The organism is Arthrobacter sp. 05T45, from assembly GCF_056395875.1.
Genome location: NZ_JBFTKI010000005.1, coordinates 94972 through 110841, shown reverse-complemented (window position 1 = coordinate 110841; position 15870 = coordinate 94972). Strand labels below are relative to the sequence as shown.

Below are 15870 nucleotides of genomic sequence, written 5' to 3'. Positions count from 1 at the left end.
CTTGCTCCGGCGTTCAGCCCGCGGGCTGCGACGGCGTTTCGCCCGCCGGCCGCGTCGGCATCGAGGCCCTGTCCAGGCCCGGCAGGGCGCCGGAATCCGCACCCCACTGCACCGCCCGCTTCGCAGACCCGAACAGGGCAGCGATGGCCCACTGCCGGGTCCCGCCCTCACTCAGCGCCACGAGGTCGCCATAGACCGGCAGGGCGGCGGCTTCCAGGTCGCCGAGGCCGGCGGCGGGGGAGGTCAGGAAGGACGGCTCCAGCGCGTAGCCCGCCTCGCGTGGTGGCGCCGCGGAACAGTGCAGCCGGCTCAGGGATTCCACGGCGCCAAGGAGTGCGTCATGATGGGCCAGTTCCTCGGCCGCGGATTTCGCCGCGTCGCCACCGAGCCGGGTCAGCGCCACCTGGTAGCCGTAGATGGTCTGCGCCTCGGTCCGCGCAGCCGACGCCAGGGCGCCGCCTAGGCTGGACGCGGCCGCGGATGGCTCTCCTTCGGGCTGCGCTGCTGTGGACGGTTCTGCTGCGGCCGGACCCTCTGTGGAGGGCGCCGTCGCGGACGGCGACGGGCAGGTGCCGGACACCTGCGGCGAGGTTACGTCGGCTGCCGGCGCCGCCGTTCCGGTGCCGGCGGCGAGGGCGGACGCCTGCAGCAGCTGAGCGGTGCCGACGGCGGCCAACAGCCGTGCCATGCCGCCGTCGGCCCTGGCAGCGTCCGCGAGGCGCTGGCGGCCGCTGTCTGCCAAGGCCGCCACCAGCCCGGCTGCGGTCGCCGGAAGAGGTGCGGCGGACGCCCCGGAGCCGGGCGCTCCGGAAGCGGACTGAGTCGATGCGGCGGAGGACGCTGCCGGGGGCGTTGCCCGGCCGGAGGCGGCAGCCGCGCCGGCCGGGTCCGCAGGACTTTCTCCGGGCGCCAGCAGCGCTTGCGCCTGGAGTGTAAGCAAGGTCACAGTCCGCTCGATGGCGGGATTCCCGGCAGCGGCCGGACGGCCATCCGCGCCCTCGGCCGGGCTGTCTTTTGAACCGGCCCGGGCCGCGGTGCCAAGCTGGCTGCCGGCGTCCAGCAGTTGCCGGGTTTCGGCCAGTGCGGCGGCGCGCGCCTGCTCAGAAAAGGGCGGCCCCGCAGGCTCCGGCGGCCTGGCCGGCGTCAGGACCACGCCCAGGCTCACCACCACCAGGGCGAGGCACACCAAAAGCACATAGCGGGGGAGCGACCGGGGAAAGTGATCCTGCCATCGCTTTTCCCTGGTGTCGTCTTTCACAACAGACCATGTTGTCATGCCGGCCCGGAACTGCGTGCACCACGCCGCCCGGAAAATCGCTAGGCTAGTACACACAACATCATCTAGCGGGAGGCGGCCGGCATCATGACCAACGCAGAAGCCACGACTTCAACAGACCGGACCGGGACGGGAAAGGCTGAAGCCGCAACCGTTCAAAATGTCGAGGCCGAGCGCCTTCACGCACTCCTGGAACCCGCAGTGCTGGCGAACCGGCTGTACCTGGAGGACGTATCCATCCATGTCGCCGGTGCCAACCGGGTGGTCCACGTAGTGGTGGACCTGCCGCAGGAGGAGACCGGGGGCGTCGGGCTCGACGTCATCGCCGAGATCTCCAAGACCCTCTCGGACACCCTGGACAACGACCCCAGCATGGACGCGCGCCCCTATGAGCTCGAAGTCTCTTCACCCGGCGTCGGCCGTCCACTGACCGAGGAGCGGCACTGGCACCGCGCCCGCGGGCGGATGGTCAACGTGAACGTGATCCAAGGCGACAACGTCACCGGCAGGGTCCAGTCCGTGGACGACGGGGGAGTCACCCTCGTTCCGGAAATTGCCGTCAAGAAGGGCATGAAGCCCAAACAGGGTGAACCCGTCAAGCTTCCTTTCGACAGGATCCGCAGCGGAAAAGTCGAGATAGAGTTCAGCCACCTCGAAGAGGCCGGCTTGGAAAAAGCAAACAATGGACCTTCTGAGGAGGCCTGATGGATATTGACATGAGCGCACTGAGACTCCTGGAGCGTGAGCGTGAAATCCCGCTGGATCTCCTGATTCCAACAATCGAGCAGGCACTGCTCGTGGCCTATCACAAGACCCCCGGCGCCTTCGAAAAGGCCCGGGCCGAGCTCGACCGCAAGAGCGGCCACGTGACCATCTGGGCCACCGAGATCGACGACGACGGCGCCCCGATCGGCGAGTTCGAGGACACACCCGCGGGCTTCGGACGCATCGCGGCGAGCACCGCACGGCAGATCATCCTGCAGCGCCTCCGGGACGCTGAGGACGACAACGTGCTGGGCCAGTTCAAGGGCCGTGAAGGTGAGCTTGTCGCCGGCACCATCCAGCAGGGCAACAACCCGCACATGATCCAGGTGAACCTGGGCACGGTGGAGGCACTGCTGCCGCCGCCCGAGCAGGTTCCCGGCGAGAAGTACATCCACGGCAACCGGCTGCGCGCTTTCGTGATCGACGTCCACCGCGGCACCAAGGGCCCGTCCATCACGCTGTCGCGCTCCCACCCCGGGCTCGTCCGGAAGCTCTTCGAACTCGAAGTTCCCGAGATCGCGGACCGTTCGGTCGAGATCGTGGCGCTTGCCCGCGAAGCCGGCCACCGCACCAAGATCGCCGTGAAGGCAAACACCCCCGGCGTGAACGCCAAGGGCGCCTGCATCGGTGAAATGGGTTCGCGTGTCCGGGCGGTCATGACTGAACTGAACGACGAGAAGATCGACATCGTTGACTACAACGACGATCCTGCGACCTTCATCGCCAGCGCCCTCTCGCCGTCGCGCGTGAATTCGGTCACAATCACCGACGAGGCGACGCGTTCGGCCCGGGTGGTCGTTCCCGACTACCAGCTCTCCCTCGCCATCGGCAAAGAGGGCCAGAACGCCCGTCTCGCCGCCAAGCTCACGGGATGGCGAATCGACATCGTCTCCGACGCCGCCGTCAACACCGGCAAATAGCGCAAGCGCGCAAGCGCACGAACACGCGCACGAACACGGGCTGCGGGCCGCCATCGCGGCCCGCGGCCTGTGTGCGCTCTCACGGGTTAGCCGTGATTTCCAAGCTGACCGGCATGCCTGGGTTCGGGACCCGGGCGCCGGAGGGGCTAGAATAGACATGACCGCGCCTAACGGCCGGTATCCGTGTGTCTTTGGCGCGTCTGGGTTTTTCCCGGATTCCCGGGACGCGGTGATTCACCAAGCAGTTGTACTGGCAGGAAGATACTCGAACGTGGCACATGTGCAACACCTCGGGAATCAGCCGCAGCGCACCTGTATCGGATGCCGACAAAAAGGGTCGCGGTCGGAGTTACTCCGGCTCGTCGCCGGCGCCGGTGGTTCGTCCGCCGTCGTGGTGGATGAACGACGCCGGATGGCTGGCCGGGGAGCATGGCTGCACCCCAGCGAAAAGTGCCTGGCACTGGCGGTCAAACGTCGAGCGTTCGGCCGCGCCCTCAACGGCGCAGCCGGTACGGCCGATGTTGAACGCCGGATCACTGCCGGCACGGAAGCCGTGGGCACCCCGGTGGCCGCAGCAACAACCGTCCAACCTGAAAGCGGGTCAGAAAACTGATGGAAACCCGATGAGTTCCCAGCGATGAGTGCGCAACGATGACAACTTTGTTGCGCTCTGCAATGGGCCTTTCAGCTGCATTCGCGGCGGAGGCCCGCAGTAAGAAGTAGACGGTTCGTGCCTGGCTCGGTGCGGACCGAGACAGGAGAAATGTGGCCAAGGTCCGCGTACATGAGCTTGCTAAAGAGCTCGGTATTACTTCCAAAGATGCAGTAACCAAACTGCAGGAACTGGGCGAATTCGTTCGCTCCGCCTCGTCAACAATCGAGGCTCCCGTTGTGCGGAAACTGCGCAACGCTTACCCCGACGCCCCCGCAGCTTCGAAGTCCGAAGCTCCGGCGTCCGCCCCCCAGGCATCTGCCAGCCCGGCAGCGACCCGTCCGGCGCCTGCACCCGGCCCCGCTGCGCCCGCAGCGCCGGCGGCTGCAGCACCCAAGGCTGAAGCTCCGGCTCCGGCCGCTGCGGCACCTGCCGCCGCGCCCGCCGCTCCGGCAGCCCCCGCCGCCCAGGCCCCGGCAGCCCCCGCTGCCCAGGCCCCGGCCGCTCCGTCGACGGGCGTCAAGCCCGGCGCGCGTCCGGCCCCTAAGGCCGAAACCCCGGCTGCTCCGGCACGCCAGGGTGGTTCTGCACCGCGTCCGGGCGGTCCCCGTCCCGGCAACAACCCGTTCGCCACGTCCCAGGGCATGCCCCGCGGCCGCGGCGGCGACAACGAACGTCCCTCGCGTCCGGGCAACAACCCGTTCGCTCCTTCCCAGGGAATGCCCCGTCCGGGCGGAAGCCGCACCGAGGGTGAACGCCCCGGTGGTCCGCGCCCCGCAGCAGGCGCTGGCGGCCCCCGTCCGGGTGGTCCCCGTCCGGCAGCAGGCGCAGGCGGCCCGCGCCCCGGCGCCCCGCGTCCGGCCGGCGCTCCCGGCGCCGGTCGTCCGGCAGGAGCCGGCGGCAACCGCCCGACTCCCGGCATGATGCCTAACCGCACCGAACGTCCCGCACCCGCTGGTGCCGGCCGTCCCGGCGGCGGAGGCCGTGGTCCGGGCCGTCCGGGTGGCGCTCCGGGTACCGGTGCTCCCGGTGCCGGTGGCGGCGCTCCGGCCGGTGGTGGCTTTGGTAAGGGCGGTCGCGGTCGCGGCGGCACCCAGGGCGCCTTCGGTAAGGGCGGCGCAGGCCGTGGCAAGCAGCGCAAGTCGAAGCGTGCCAAGCGTCAGGAACTGGAGCAGATGAGTGCTCCGTCGCTGGGTGGCGTGAGCGTACCCCGCGGCGACGGCAACACCGTAGTCCGGCTTCGCCGTGGCTCGTCCATCACGGACTTTGCCGACAAGATCGAGGCAAACCCGGCAGCACTGGTGACGGTCCTCTTCCACCTCGGCGAAATGGCCACGGCCACGCAGTCGCTGGATGAAGAGACCTTCGCCCTGCTCGGCGAGGAGCTTGGCTACAAGCTCCAGGTTGTGTCCCCGGAGGACGAGGAGCGCGAGCTGCTCTCCACCTTCGACATCGACTTCGACGCCGAACTGGAAGCCGAAGGCGATGAAGACCTCGAGGCACGTCCTCCGGTTGTCACCGTCATGGGTCACGTTGACCACGGTAAGACCCGACTGCTCGATGCCATCCGCAAGTCCGACGTTATGGCGGGCGAGCACGGCGGTATCACGCAGCACATCGGTGCCTACCAGGTCACCCACGCCCACGAAGGCATCGATCGCAAGATCACCTTCATCGATACTCCGGGCCACGAGGCGTTCACCGCCATGCGTGCCCGTGGTGCGAAGGTCACTGACATCGCCATCCTGGTGGTCGCAGCGGACGACGGCGTCATGCCGCAGACCGTTGAAGCCCTCAACCACGCCCAGGCGGCCAACGTGCCGATCGTCGTGGCCGTGAACAAGATCGACAAGGAAGGCGCCAACCCGGACAAGGTCCGCGGCCAGCTGACCGAGTACGGCCTGGTTCCGGAAGAATACGGTGGCGACACCATGTTCGTGGAGGTCTCCGCCCGCCAGAACCTGAACATCGACGAGCTCCTCGGCGCCGTTCTGCTCACCGCAGACGCTGCCCTGGACATGCGCGCCAACCCGAACAAGGACGCCCGCGGTATCGCGATTGAAGCCAACCTGGACAAGGGCCGCGGTTCCGTGGCCACCGTCCTGGTTCAGTCCGGTACCCTGCACGTCGGCGACACCATCGTGGCAGGCACGGCCCACGGCCGCGTCCGTGCGATGTTCGACGACGACGGCAGCGCCCTGACCGAGGCTGGCCCGTCCCGCCCCGTGCAGGTGCTGGGTCTGTCCAACGTCCCGCGCGCCGGTGACACCTTCTTCGTGACCGCTGACGAGCGTACCGCCCGCCAGATCGCCGAGAAGCGTGAAGCGGCCGACCGCAACGCCGCCCTGGCCAAGCGCCGCAAGCGCATCAGCCTGGAAGACTTCGACCAGGCCGTCGCCGATGGCAAGATCGACACCCTCAACCTCATCCTCAAGGGTGACGTGTCCGGTGCCGTGGAAGCCCTCGAAGACGCGCTGCTCAAGATCGACGTCGGCGAGGGTGTCCAGCTCCGCGTCATCCACCGCGGTGTCGGTGCGATCACGCAGAACGACGTCAACCTGGCAACGGTCGACAGCGCCGTCATCATCGGCTTCAACGTCAAGCCCGCCGAGCGTGTTGCCGAACTGGCAGACCGCGAAGGCGTGGACATGCGCTTCTACTCCGTCATCTACGCAGCAATCGATGACATCGAGGCAGCCCTCAAGGGCATGCTCAAGCCGGAGTACGAAGAGGTCCAGCTTGGCACCGCCGAGGTCCGCGAAGTGTTCCGTTCCTCCAAGTTCGGCAACATTGCAGGCTCGATCGTCCGCTCCGGTGTTATCCGGCGCAACGCCAAGGCCCGCATCAGCCGCGACGGCAAGATCATCGGTGACAACCTCACCGTTGAGACGCTCAAGCGCTTCAAGGACGACGCAACCGAGGTCCGCACGGACTTCGAGTGTGGTATCGGTCTTGGCTCGTTCAACGACATCACCGAAGGTGACATCATCGAGACCTTCGAGATGCGCGAGAAGCCGCGCGTCTAAGTTGGTTTAGCAGTACAGGTGCGGGGCCGTTGGATTTTCCGGCGGCCCTGCACTTTTCCGCCGTAGAGGGGGCCCCGCCCCTACGCTGGGTGGCCGACGTCTTACGACGTCGGCCATCCAGCTCCGGCAGGCCCGATGCCACTCCCGGGCCCCCTCCACGGCTCCAAAGGGCCGCCGGAAGAAACCAACGGGAGTCCGTCGTAGACTCGCCTTAGGCGCGTGGCATGAAAACCCAACTGGTGTACGGCAGCCGTTACAGCGCCGTCGTACATCCAAATTTTTAGGAGTGGAAATGGCTGATCCCGCACGGGCTGCCAAGTTGGCGCAGCGGATTAAGGTTGTCGTTGCTGAGGCGCTGGGCCGGAGGGTGAAGGATCCCCGCCTGGAAGGCGTCACCGTGACCGACTCGCGGGTGACCAACGACCTGCAGCACGCAACTGTTTACTACACCGTGTTCGGTGACGAAGTGGCCCAGGCCGATGCCGCCAAGGGGCTGGAGAAGGCCAAGGGCGTGCTGCGGCAGGAAGTCGGGCGGAACATCACCGTGCGGCTGACTCCGACGCTCGAGTTCGTGGCTGACCAGATCCCCGTCAACGCCTCGAACCTTGAGGAGCTGCTCCGGGCGGCGAAGAAGCGCGACGCCGAGGTGGCCGCGCTTGCCGAAAGTGCCAAGCACGCCGGCGACGCCGATCCTTACAAGAGTGACACTCCGCAGGACGTGGAGCTCGACGAGGACGACTTTGACGAAGAGGACCTGGACCTCATTGACAACGACGCAATCGATGAGGACCGCAACAAGTAGGAATGCCTTCAACAGCAGGGGCCGGAACCGGTAACGGATCCGGCCCCTGCTGTCGTATCCGTTCGGAAAGATCCAGCTGCCGTTGCCGGTGACCCGGGATCCGGGTGAAAACCGCCTCGAGTCTGTCCGGGAGCGGCGTGGAGGTGGACGGCCGGGCCACGGTTGACGAATATAGAAGCATCAAGGACCGCAGTTATGCGCAAAGGTGGCGGAGTGCCGTGGAGTCCAGCCTGACCAAATGCCCGCACTGCGGGAAGACCAACCGGATTCCCGCGGCCGCTGCCGGGCACCCGCGCTGCGGCAACTGCGGCCGGGACCTTGCCTGGATCGTGGCGGCGTCCGACGCCGATTTCCCGGTTGTCGCGGAGCAATCCACCGTTCCGGTTCTCGTCGATTTCTGGGCGGCGTGGTGTGGGCCGTGCCGAATGGTCAGCCCGGTGCTGGACAAGCTGGCCGTGGAGCGGGCTGGAAAGTTCAAGCTGGTGAAGGTCGACGTCGACATCTCCCCGGGATTGTCCCGGAGATTCGATATCCAGGCCATCCCGACGCTGCTCGTCATCAAGAACGGCGCGGTGGCAGCGCGCCAGGCCGGTGCGCCGCCGTCGGCCGCCCTTCGCAGCTGGCTCGACGCCGCACTGTCCGCCTAGCGGCGTCTTGAGCGTCCTCGGGCTCCCAGCCCGCCGCCCAGCACGGGAGATCCCATGCCCAGGAGGTAGCCGAAGTCGTACCAGTTCCCCGCGCGGGCGGAGTTATAGAACGGGAATTCACTCCAGAACCCGAATACATGGGCGATCAGGACGATCCATGCCGTCAGCCCATTCCAGAAACCCCACAGCAGGTCTTGCCACCACACGATGTACTCCCTCGGCTGGAAATCCACGGCGCCCTGTCGGGCCAGGTCCGACGCCAGGACAGTGGGCCAGCCTGGAAGCGCCGTGAGCTCAGGCTAGGGCGCCGGCCGGCCCGGCGATAGGGCCGGTGGACCTGTCGGTGCCCGCAGCCGGCTCGCGTGCAGGGATGCGCCCGAGGCCCTCCACCAAATCGGCCTGGCTGCCGCAGAGCGCGATCCGGATCCAGCCTTCGCCGATCGAGCCGAACGCCGTGCCGGGGGCGAAGGCCACCCCGGAGTCCGCCAGGAAGCGGCGCGTCCATGACCGGACATCCCCGCCACTGGCATGCGAGACGTCCGCCCACAAATAGAACGCGCCTTGGGCCGCGAGGTAGGGGATGCCGTGGGCGCGCAGCACCGCCGAGGCCGCGTCGCGGTTGGCCCGGTAGTGGGCATGGGCGTGGCTGACGTAGTCCTGCGGACCGGTCAGCGCTGCCAGCGCGGCGTACTGCGACGGCGAGGCCACGCACGACACGATCGACTCCATCACGTTGTTCATCTTCTGTTCCAGCCCCGGCGGGCAGATCAGCGCACCGATCCGCAGTCCCGTCAGCCCGTAGGTTTTGGAGAGCGTGAGCGAGGTGAAAACGCGTGCTTCGCCCGGGACGTCGCTGTCGAAGCGGGCCGGGCTGACGTGCGGGACATCGTAGGTGAACGCCTCGTAGCATTCGTCGGAGATGACCCACAGATCGTGCCGCCTCGCCAGCTCCACGAGCCGGCGGGTCAGGTCCTCGCCCAGGACAGCGCCGAGCGGGTTGGACGGGGAATTCAGGATCAGCACCTTGGTTCGGGGCGTGATGAGCGCCTCGATGTCCTCGATCCGTGGCTGGAAATCGTGCTCCGGGTACAGCGGGTAGCGGACCGGAACGGCGTGCAGCAGGCTGCTCGTCATCGCGAAGGTGGGGTAGCCGGGATTGGGGATGAGGATCTCATCCCCGGGGGAGAGCAACAGGCTCATGGCGAAATGCAGGCCCTGCTGGGCGCCGTCGACCACGTACACGCGCTCCGCGCCGACCGGCGTCGCATTGTGTTCACGGAAGCGGGCGGCGAAGGCCTCCCGCAGCGCGGGGATCCCGGCGTTAGGTGTGTAGTTGGTCTCGTCCCGGTCCAGGCACGCCATGCCGGCCTCGAGGACATGGCGGGGGACTGCGAAGCCCGGCTCCCCGATACTCAGCACGATCGCACCGGGCGTTCCCCAGGCGGCTTCGGTGATCTCGCGGATCTGGTTAATCGGGACGTCGCGGACATGTGCGGCAAGCTCGGGCATGTCTGCCATCCTAACGCCCGGCGTCCGCGGTGGCGGCGGGACGGTGGGCGTCGGGGCGGGGCTGGCCCGCATATACTGGGAGGCGTGCTTTCTGGACTGGTGATAGTAGACAAGCCGCAAGGTTGGACCAGCCACGATGTGGTTGGACGGATGCGGCGGATTGCCGGTACCCGAAAGGTCGGCCACGCCGGGACACTGGATCCGATGGCCACCGGCGTTCTGGTGGTGGGCATCAACAAGGCCACCCGGCTGCTGACCTACATCGTGGGCACGTCCAAGACCTACACCGCCACCATCAGGCTCGGTGAATCCACCGTCACGGACGACGCCGAAGGCGAGATCACCGCCACCCGCAGCGCCGCCGGGGTCACCGTAGACGCCGTCCGCGCCGGCGTCGCGGCACTGACCGGGGAAATCGAGCAGGTTCCCAGCAGCGTCAGTGCCATCAAGGTCAACGGCGAACGCGCCTACGCCCGGGTCCGGTCCGGTGAAGAGGTCAAGCTCGCGGCCCGGCCGGTGACCATCCACCGCTTTGAGATCCACGAGACCCGTCCCGTCCACGACGGCGAGTCCCTCGACGTGGACGTCACCGTGGAGTGCTCCTCCGGTACCTACATCCGTGCCCTGGCCCGCGACCTCGGCGATGCTCTCGGCGTCGGCGGCCACCTGACTGCACTGCGGAGGACTCAAGTGGGTCCATACACCCTTGATCAGGCGCACACCCTCGAACAATTGGCCGAGACGCTGGACGTCCTGGAAATCTCGGACGCGGCCCGGGCGCTGATGCCGAACCGTGAACTCAGCGAGGCGGAAACCACCGAGATTTCCTTCGGCCGCAGGATCGGAGCCGGAGCAGCGGCAGGCACGCCGGAGGCAGCGACCGCGGACAAACCGGCAGCGGCGTTCGCGCCGGACGGTTCGCTCGTGGCCCTCCTGGCCGATGCGGGAAGCTACGCCAAACCAGTGCTCGTCTTCGCGCCGGATAACGAAAAGCCCGGCAATGAAAAGCCCGGCAATGAAAAGCCCGGCAACGGCAAGCCGGCCACAGATAAGCAGGCAACAGATAAGCAGCCCACAGAAAAGCTGGCCGGCCAGTAGTGGACGCGTATTTCTACATCATTCTGGTGGTTGGCCTGCTCTCCAGCATCATCTGCGTCGTCGCGGGCCTCCTGAAGAAGGCGCCCAACGACACGACGATACTGTCGGTGGCCGCCGTCGAACTTGCCCTTCTGGTCTATCTGGGGGGTTCGATTGTCCGGGTGGCCAGCGGCGAGCGGATCGCGGGGGAGGCTTGGGAGTTCTGGGGCTATCTGGCGACGGCGCTGATCCTCCCGATTGGGGCCGTGTACTGGTCCATCCTGGAGCGGACCCGCTGGAGCAACTTTGTCCTGGCCGCCGTCGGCGTCACCGCCCTGGTGATGGCGGCGCGCATGAACCAGATCTGGTATTGAGATGGAAGAGGCAGAAAACGTGAGCGCAAACTCCCCGCACGACGGCACCGGAAAGCCGGCGGCGCCGGCGTCCCGGACCACTGGGCCGGCGGACGCTGGATCCGCCGACACTGCGCCGGCGACGACCGATACCCGCAACACCGGGCCGGGACGGCTGCTGATTGCTGTCTATGCCATCTTCGCGATTTCGGCGACGGCCCGGGCCGGCTACCAGATTCTCACCAAGTTTTCCGAGGCGCCGCTGGCGTACCTGCTGTCCGCGTTCGCCGCCGCCGTCTACGTCGTGGCCACCGTGTCTCTGGCGAAGCCGGGGCGCACCGCGTTCAAGGTCTCGGTGGCGGCAGTCCTGGTGGAGCTTGTGGGCGTCCTGGTGGTGGGAGCACTCAGCGTGTTCGACTCGGTGAACTTCCCGCACGAGACAGTATGGTCCCTGTTTGGCCGCGGCTACGGATTCATCCCGCTCCTGCTGCCGATCCTGGGACTCATCTGGCTGTACCGCCGACGGCCCGCGCCCCGGGACCACTGACTCCGGCTGATTACAAGCGGCCGGCGATGCGCCGGGCCCCAGTGAGCCTGCTGCGCAGCCCCGGCCAGGCCGCGGCGAAGCCCGGGTGCAGTTCCTTGCCGCCGACGCCGTCAATCCCCACCCACTGCAGTTCGATACTTTCCGCATCACTGATCGCGGCCTCGAACGGCTGCAGGGCAACGGCCACCACGGTGGTGTAAGACCAGTAGCCGACGTCGAACACCGACGTAAACAGGACCTGGAGATTCCCCGGAGGCACGGCCGCTTCCTCGTGTGCTTCCCGCAACGCGCCGTGGATGGCTTCTTCCCCTTGGTGCAGGGCGCCGCCGGGGAGCCCCCAAGTGCCGCCCTGATGGCTCCACAAGGCGCGGTGCTGGAGCAGGACCCCCTTGGCGGGGTCGTGGACCAGAAGCCCGGCGGAACCGAACCGACCCCAGAACCGCCCCCGGTCGCCATCGACCCAGGCATCGCCAGGATCGCGTGGGCCCAACGGGCGGCGCGGATCGCCCGGCAGCAGTGGTGCGAACGGTGATTCCCCGACTTGGGGAGCGGCTGTGCTGTCCATCCCTACAGCTTGCCACGCACCGGTCCGTAGGAGGGCGGGGGTCGTACGCAGTGTTACGTGCTCGGACGTGCCCTATGGGCTCCAGGTGCTCTGAAGTGCGCTGCCGGGAGTCACCCAATATGAGTCACGCGCCAGCAGGAATGGCTTCCGCTATGTCTGTCGTACCCCTCTGGCAGAGTTTAGTTATGGAAGCCATTGGAGAGTTCATCCCGGACCGGGCCCCGTGGCCCGGCCCGGCTGTGTCCTCCCGGCATCCCCGCCTGGCCGCCGTTCCCGGCGCGGCTGACGCAGCCGGCGGCGCTCTGGGCGCCGCGGGTGCGGCGGTGGACTCGGCGCTGGCGGCGCTGCGGGCTTCGAGCCCGGCTGCGGATGTCGATTCCCCCTGGTTTGGCTTGCGGGAGGCCGCGGACTTTGCCGGCCACGTAGAGGACCTGTCCCGCACGGTCGAATACTTCCAGCTCGTTGCCGCGGCGGCGGTAGAGCGGACGCGCAAACAAGCCGCGTTCGCCGCGCCGGCCGCACACGGCTGGGGTGAGGAAGCGGCCCAGGCGGGCTGGCTCACGGGCTGGAAACAGGAATCCGACGGCGGGACGGATGCAGGGGCCGGCGGGGGAGCTGATGCCGTTTCCGACGCCGGGGCTCACGGCGCACCTGTCGGCGGGACGCATGCCGGGGCCGGAACTGGCCCCCGCGGTGACTTTTCCGGGCAAATTGGGATGTCTGCTGCGGCGGATGACGGCTACCGGAACGCCACAGATTTTTTGCGGGCGCGGCTGCGGATCAGCGCCGCCGAGGCCAAGCGCCGGCTCTGCCTGGCCGACACGCTGCTGCCCCGGCAGGGACTCGTCGGCCGGCCCATCCCGCCCGTGCACCCGGAGCTCGGAGCCGCCGTCGCGGCCGGCGAGGTCGCCTCCCGCGCCGCGACCCTCGTCACGCTCGCCCTGGACCGGGTCCGGCACAGCTGCCTCCCGGAGGCCGTCGCGGCGATGGAGCACGCCCTGACCCGCACCGCGGCCGAGAACGACGCCGACTTCCTGGCCCGGATCAGCCGCAGCTGGGCCGAGGCACTGGACCAGGACGGCGCCGAACCCTCCGAGGAACTGCTCCGCCAGCTCCAGGGCGCCTTCCTCCGCAAACCCCGGCACGGCCTGCAACACCTGGAAATCTTCGCCACCACGGACCAGTTCGAACACCTGATCACCGTGATGAACACCGCCACCAACCCCCGCACCGACCCAGACACCGGCCAAGGCACCACCACCGGCCACACGGCGGGTGACGGGTCCGCGGCGGCGGGTGCGCCCGGCCCGGCTGCGGAGCCCGCCACGGTGGAAGAGGACCCGTCGCTGCCGGTTCTGGACCTCCGCTCCCGGCCGCAGAAGCTGCTCGACGGCCTGGTCGGTGCCTGCAAAGCAGCCCTCGCCACCGGAGGGCTACCCGCCGCGGGCGGGCTCCGGCCCCAGGTCATGGCCACCATCGACTACCGCGACCTGCTCACCCGGCTCGGGACGACTCCCGCCGAAGCAGGCGCCCCTGCCAACACCGCACAGCACGGCACCGGAACCAGGCACGGCACCGGGACGCTGCTGTTCACCGGCCCCGTCACCGCAGGCACCATCCGCAAGCTCGCCTGCGACGCCGACATCATCCCGGTCGTCCTCGGCGGCGAGGGCCAGGTCCTGGACATCGGCCGCGCCTCCCGCATCTTCCCGCCCCACATCCGCAAGGCCATCACGGCCCGGGACCGGGGCTGCGCCTTCCCGCAATGCACCATCCCGGCCTCCTGGTGCGAGGCCCACCACATCACCTACTGGTCCCGCGGCGGAACCACCGGAACCGGCAACGGCACCCTGCTCTGCTCCCATCACCACCACGTGATGCACAAGGAACACTGGAGCATCCAGATGCGCACCGGCATCCCCTGGTTCATCCCGCCACCCCACCTCGACCCCGCCCGGACACCCCGCCGGAACACCTACTTCCGCCTGGAGTGACCCCCGCGCCTGGACTGACGCTCGCCTCGACTGACTCGGTGGGACCCCCGAAACCGCGCCCTCCGTCGCCGGGCTCCCTGCACCGGGCCGAAAGTCCCAAGCCTGCGCGCCACGGCGGGCCTAGGGTGGAGGCATGGACCAGCGCAGTCTGATGCTGCGGGTAGTGAAGACGCTCCACACCCTTGCCTGGCTCGTGATCGAGGCCTGCATGGCCTACGTCCTGTACGCCGGCATCACGGGCCGCAATGACCGGAAGACGAGGGCTGCCGCCGTCGTGGTCGCCAGCGAATCGCTGATTTTTGCGGGCACCGGCTTCCAATGCCCGTTGACTGTCGTCGCGAAAAATCTTGGCGACGGCTCGGGCTCCGTAACGGACATCTACCTGCCGCGGTGGTTAGCGAATATCCTGCCCGGGCTCCACGTCCCCCTCATCCTCGTCGCAGTGCTGCTGCATTGGCGGAATTGGCGGAAACAGACGGTGCGCGACAGCGAGCGGCGGCTTTTGCTCGGGCGATAGTGCGCGCCCGCCTCACACCTTCGCCCTGCCGCCGATTAACCGTGGTCCCTCCGGCGTGGCCTTTACGGGGATGCCCCCGGAGCCCGGCGGACCGTCCGGGAGTTGCCCGGATTGCGGGTAATCTAAGAGAGTTCCGGAGCCGGCACGGTCGCTCCGGAGCAGTTCATGGCAGGCAGCAAAAGGCGAGGTTGATGGTCCACATCTGGAACGATCTGTCCGAGGTCCCGGCGGACTTTGGTCCTTCGGTTGTCACGTTCGGCAATTTCGACGGCGTGCACCGCGGCCACCAGCAGGTGCTGTCGCAGCTCATCCGTACCGCCCGGTTGAAGCACGCACGCGCCGTCGCCATCACCTTCGACCCGCACCCCGCGCAGGTACACCGTCCGGAATCGGCTCCCGAACTGATCATGGGGCTGGAGGACAAGCTCGTGGCCCTCGGAGAGCTCGGCCTCGACGCCGTGCTGGTGATGAAGTACTCGATGGAGCTCGCCAGCCTCACCCCCGAGGAATTCGTCGCGACAGTGCTGGTCGACAGCCTCAAGGCCAGCCACGTGGTGATCGGCCACGACGCCCGGTTTGGCCGCGGCAATTCCGGCGACCTCGCCACCATGCAGGAGCTGGGCAAGAAGCTCGGGTTCGAGGTGCAGGTCATCAGCGAATTCGGCTCAGAGGGCTTTCCCATCCACGACGACGACGGCACGGACCGCCGCTGTTCGTCCACGTGGGTGCGCGAGGCCCTGCGCGCGGGCGACGTCGCCACCGCAGCTGCCGTCCTCGGCAGGCCGCACCGGATGCGCGGCGAGGTGGTGCACGGGGCCGCACGCGGCCGCGACCTCGGGTTCCCCACCGCGAACCTCTCCTCGACGGCCACCGGGTACATCCCCGCGGACGGCATCTACGCCGGCTGGCTCGTGGACCAGGCAGGCACGCGCTGGCCCGCCGCCATCTCCGTGGGCTCGAACCCGACGTTCGACGGCGTGAGCCGTCAGGTCGAGGCCCACGTGATCGACCGCCCGGAAGAGTCTCCCGACGACTTCGATCTGTACGACCAGACAGTTGTGGTGGAATTTGTCGCCAGGCTCCGCGGCATGGTGGCGTACCGTGGGGCTGAAGCTTTGGTGGAGCAGATGCGCCTGGACGTCGTCCAGGCCCACGACCTCCTGTTCGCCCGCTAAGAACCGGGCCGGATCGGCGTCGGCCCCGCGCTGACAATGTTCTGG

General features: G+C 68.0%; 16 protein-coding genes. 12 read left to right on the top strand and 4 right to left on the bottom strand.

Features of this window, described 5'->3' with window-relative positions:
* Positions 1–13: 13 nt before the first annotated feature.
* Positions 14–1258, bottom strand: a complete 1245-nt coding sequence (locus AC1DGD_RS07945) for a ferritin-like domain-containing protein (RefSeq protein ID WP_476856447.1) — start codon at positions 1256–1258, stop codon at positions 14–16.
* A gap of 105 nt (positions 1259–1363) precedes the next feature.
* Between AC1DGD_RS07945 and AC1DGD_RS07940 the strand changes: the two genes are divergently transcribed.
* The 6 genes from AC1DGD_RS07940 to trxA all read left to right on the top strand — a co-directional run bounded on the left by AC1DGD_RS07940 (position 1364) and on the right by trxA (position 8088).
* The gene (locus AC1DGD_RS07940) at positions 1364–1981 is read left to right on the top strand and encodes a ribosome maturation factor RimP (protein WP_028277119.1); all 618 of its coding nucleotides are present in this window, start codon (positions 1364–1366) and stop codon (positions 1979–1981) included.
* A complete protein-coding gene (gene nusA, locus AC1DGD_RS07935; RefSeq protein ID WP_018774503.1) occupies positions 1981–2961 on the top strand; it encodes a transcription termination factor NusA in 981 nt (326 codons plus the stop codon). The genes AC1DGD_RS07940 and nusA overlap by 1 nt, the downstream gene beginning before the upstream one ends.
* A 157-nt stretch (positions 2962–3118) precedes the next feature.
* Positions 3119–3574 (top strand): YlxR family protein, encoded by a 456-nt coding sequence (locus tag AC1DGD_RS07930; RefSeq protein WP_084476152.1) that lies wholly within the window; start codon positions 3119–3121, stop codon positions 3572–3574.
* Between the two features lie 152 nt (positions 3575–3726).
* A complete protein-coding gene (infB, locus tag AC1DGD_RS07925; protein ID WP_223914021.1) occupies positions 3727–6639 on the top strand; it encodes a translation initiation factor IF-2 in 2913 nt (970 codons plus the stop codon).
* A gap of 292 nt (positions 6640–6931) precedes the next feature.
* Positions 6932–7441 (top strand): 30S ribosome-binding factor RbfA, encoded by a 510-nt coding sequence (rbfA, locus tag AC1DGD_RS07920; RefSeq protein WP_018774499.1) that lies wholly within the window; start codon positions 6932–6934, stop codon positions 7439–7441.
* A 218-nt stretch (positions 7442–7659) separates the two neighbouring features.
* Positions 7660–8088 (top strand): thioredoxin, encoded by a 429-nt coding sequence (gene trxA / locus AC1DGD_RS07915; protein ID WP_476856446.1) that lies wholly within the window; start codon positions 7660–7662, stop codon positions 8086–8088.
* Here the strand turns inward: trxA and AC1DGD_RS07910 are convergent.
* Complete coding sequence (locus AC1DGD_RS07910) at positions 8085–8294, bottom strand: hypothetical protein (protein ID WP_028278246.1); 210 nt, start codon at positions 8292–8294, stop codon at positions 8085–8087. The genes trxA and AC1DGD_RS07910 overlap by 4 nt on opposite strands.
* Before the next feature lie 88 nt (positions 8295–8382).
* Positions 8383–9597, bottom strand: a complete 1215-nt coding sequence (locus tag AC1DGD_RS07905; protein ID WP_223914020.1) for a pyridoxal phosphate-dependent aminotransferase — start codon at positions 9595–9597, stop codon at positions 8383–8385.
* A gap of 84 nt (positions 9598–9681) precedes the next feature.
* Between AC1DGD_RS07905 and truB the strand changes: the two genes are divergently transcribed.
* Genes truB through AC1DGD_RS07890 form a run of 3 tightly spaced genes read left to right on the top strand, consistent with a single transcriptional unit; the run spans position 9682 to position 11574 of the window.
* Positions 9682–10695, top strand: coding sequence for a tRNA pseudouridine(55) synthase TruB (gene truB, locus AC1DGD_RS07900; protein ID WP_476856445.1), 1014 nt, complete (start codon positions 9682–9684; stop codon positions 10693–10695).
* Positions 10695–11048: a hypothetical protein gene (locus tag AC1DGD_RS07895; RefSeq protein WP_230012044.1), complete on the top strand. Its 354-nt coding sequence runs from the start codon at positions 10695–10697 to the stop codon at positions 11046–11048. Before truB ends, AC1DGD_RS07895 begins: the two co-directional genes overlap by 1 nt.
* Position 11049: 1 nt before the next feature.
* Positions 11050–11574 (top strand): hypothetical protein, encoded by a 525-nt coding sequence (locus tag AC1DGD_RS07890; RefSeq protein WP_476856444.1) that lies wholly within the window; start codon positions 11050–11052, stop codon positions 11572–11574.
* Positions 11575–11584: 10 nt separating this feature from the next.
* Here the strand turns inward: AC1DGD_RS07890 and AC1DGD_RS07885 are convergent, their stop codons facing one another.
* The gene (locus tag AC1DGD_RS07885) at positions 11585–12139 is read right to left on the bottom strand and encodes an NUDIX domain-containing protein (protein WP_476856443.1); all 555 of its coding nucleotides are present in this window, start codon (positions 12137–12139) and stop codon (positions 11585–11587) included.
* 185 nt (positions 12140–12324) lie between these two features.
* Between AC1DGD_RS07885 and AC1DGD_RS07880 the strand changes: the two genes are divergently transcribed.
* From AC1DGD_RS07880 to AC1DGD_RS07870, 3 genes are all read left to right on the top strand, one after another.
* Positions 12325–14133, top strand: coding sequence for a DUF222 domain-containing protein (locus AC1DGD_RS07880; RefSeq protein ID WP_476856442.1), 1809 nt, complete (start codon positions 12325–12327; stop codon positions 14131–14133).
* 133 nt (positions 14134–14266) lie between these two features.
* A complete protein-coding gene (locus AC1DGD_RS07875; RefSeq protein WP_476856441.1) occupies positions 14267–14650 on the top strand; it encodes a hypothetical protein in 384 nt (127 codons plus the stop codon).
* A gap of 191 nt (positions 14651–14841) precedes the next feature.
* Entirely contained in the window at positions 14842–15825 is a 984-nt protein-coding gene (locus tag AC1DGD_RS07870; RefSeq protein WP_476856440.1) for a bifunctional riboflavin kinase/FAD synthetase, read from the top strand.
* Positions 15826–15870 lie beyond the last annotated feature (45 nt).

What these genes read in the sequence shown, in the direction of transcription:
- AC1DGD_RS07870 (WP_476856440.1), top strand. Translation starts at nt 14,842, where the DNA reads ATGGTCCACATCTGGAACGATCTGTCCGAGGTCCCGGCGGACTTTGGT.
- nusA (WP_018774503.1), top strand. Translation starts at nt 1,981, where the DNA reads ATGGATATTGACATGAGCGCACTGAGACTCCTGGAGCGTGAGCGTGAA.
- AC1DGD_RS07880 (WP_476856442.1), top strand. Translation starts at nt 12,325, where the DNA reads ATGGAAGCCATTGGAGAGTTCATCCCGGACCGGGCCCCGTGGCCCGGC.
- AC1DGD_RS07890 (WP_476856444.1), top strand. Translation starts at nt 11,050, where the DNA reads ATGGAAGAGGCAGAAAACGTGAGCGCAAACTCCCCGCACGACGGCACC.
- AC1DGD_RS07875 (WP_476856441.1), top strand. Translation starts at nt 14,267, where the DNA reads ATGGACCAGCGCAGTCTGATGCTGCGGGTAGTGAAGACGCTCCACACC.
- AC1DGD_RS07905 (WP_223914020.1), bottom strand. Translation starts at nt 9,597, where the DNA reads ATGCCCGAGCTTGCCGCACATGTCCGCGACGTCCCGATTAACCAGATC.
- AC1DGD_RS07930 (WP_084476152.1), top strand. Translation starts at nt 3,119, where the DNA reads ATGACCGCGCCTAACGGCCGGTATCCGTGTGTCTTTGGCGCGTCTGGG.
- rbfA (WP_018774499.1), top strand. Translation starts at nt 6,932, where the DNA reads ATGGCTGATCCCGCACGGGCTGCCAAGTTGGCGCAGCGGATTAAGGTT.
- AC1DGD_RS07940 (WP_028277119.1), top strand. Translation starts at nt 1,364, where the DNA reads ATGACCAACGCAGAAGCCACGACTTCAACAGACCGGACCGGGACGGGA.
- AC1DGD_RS07885 (WP_476856443.1), bottom strand. Translation starts at nt 12,139, where the DNA reads ATGGACAGCACAGCCGCTCCCCAAGTCGGGGAATCACCGTTCGCACCA.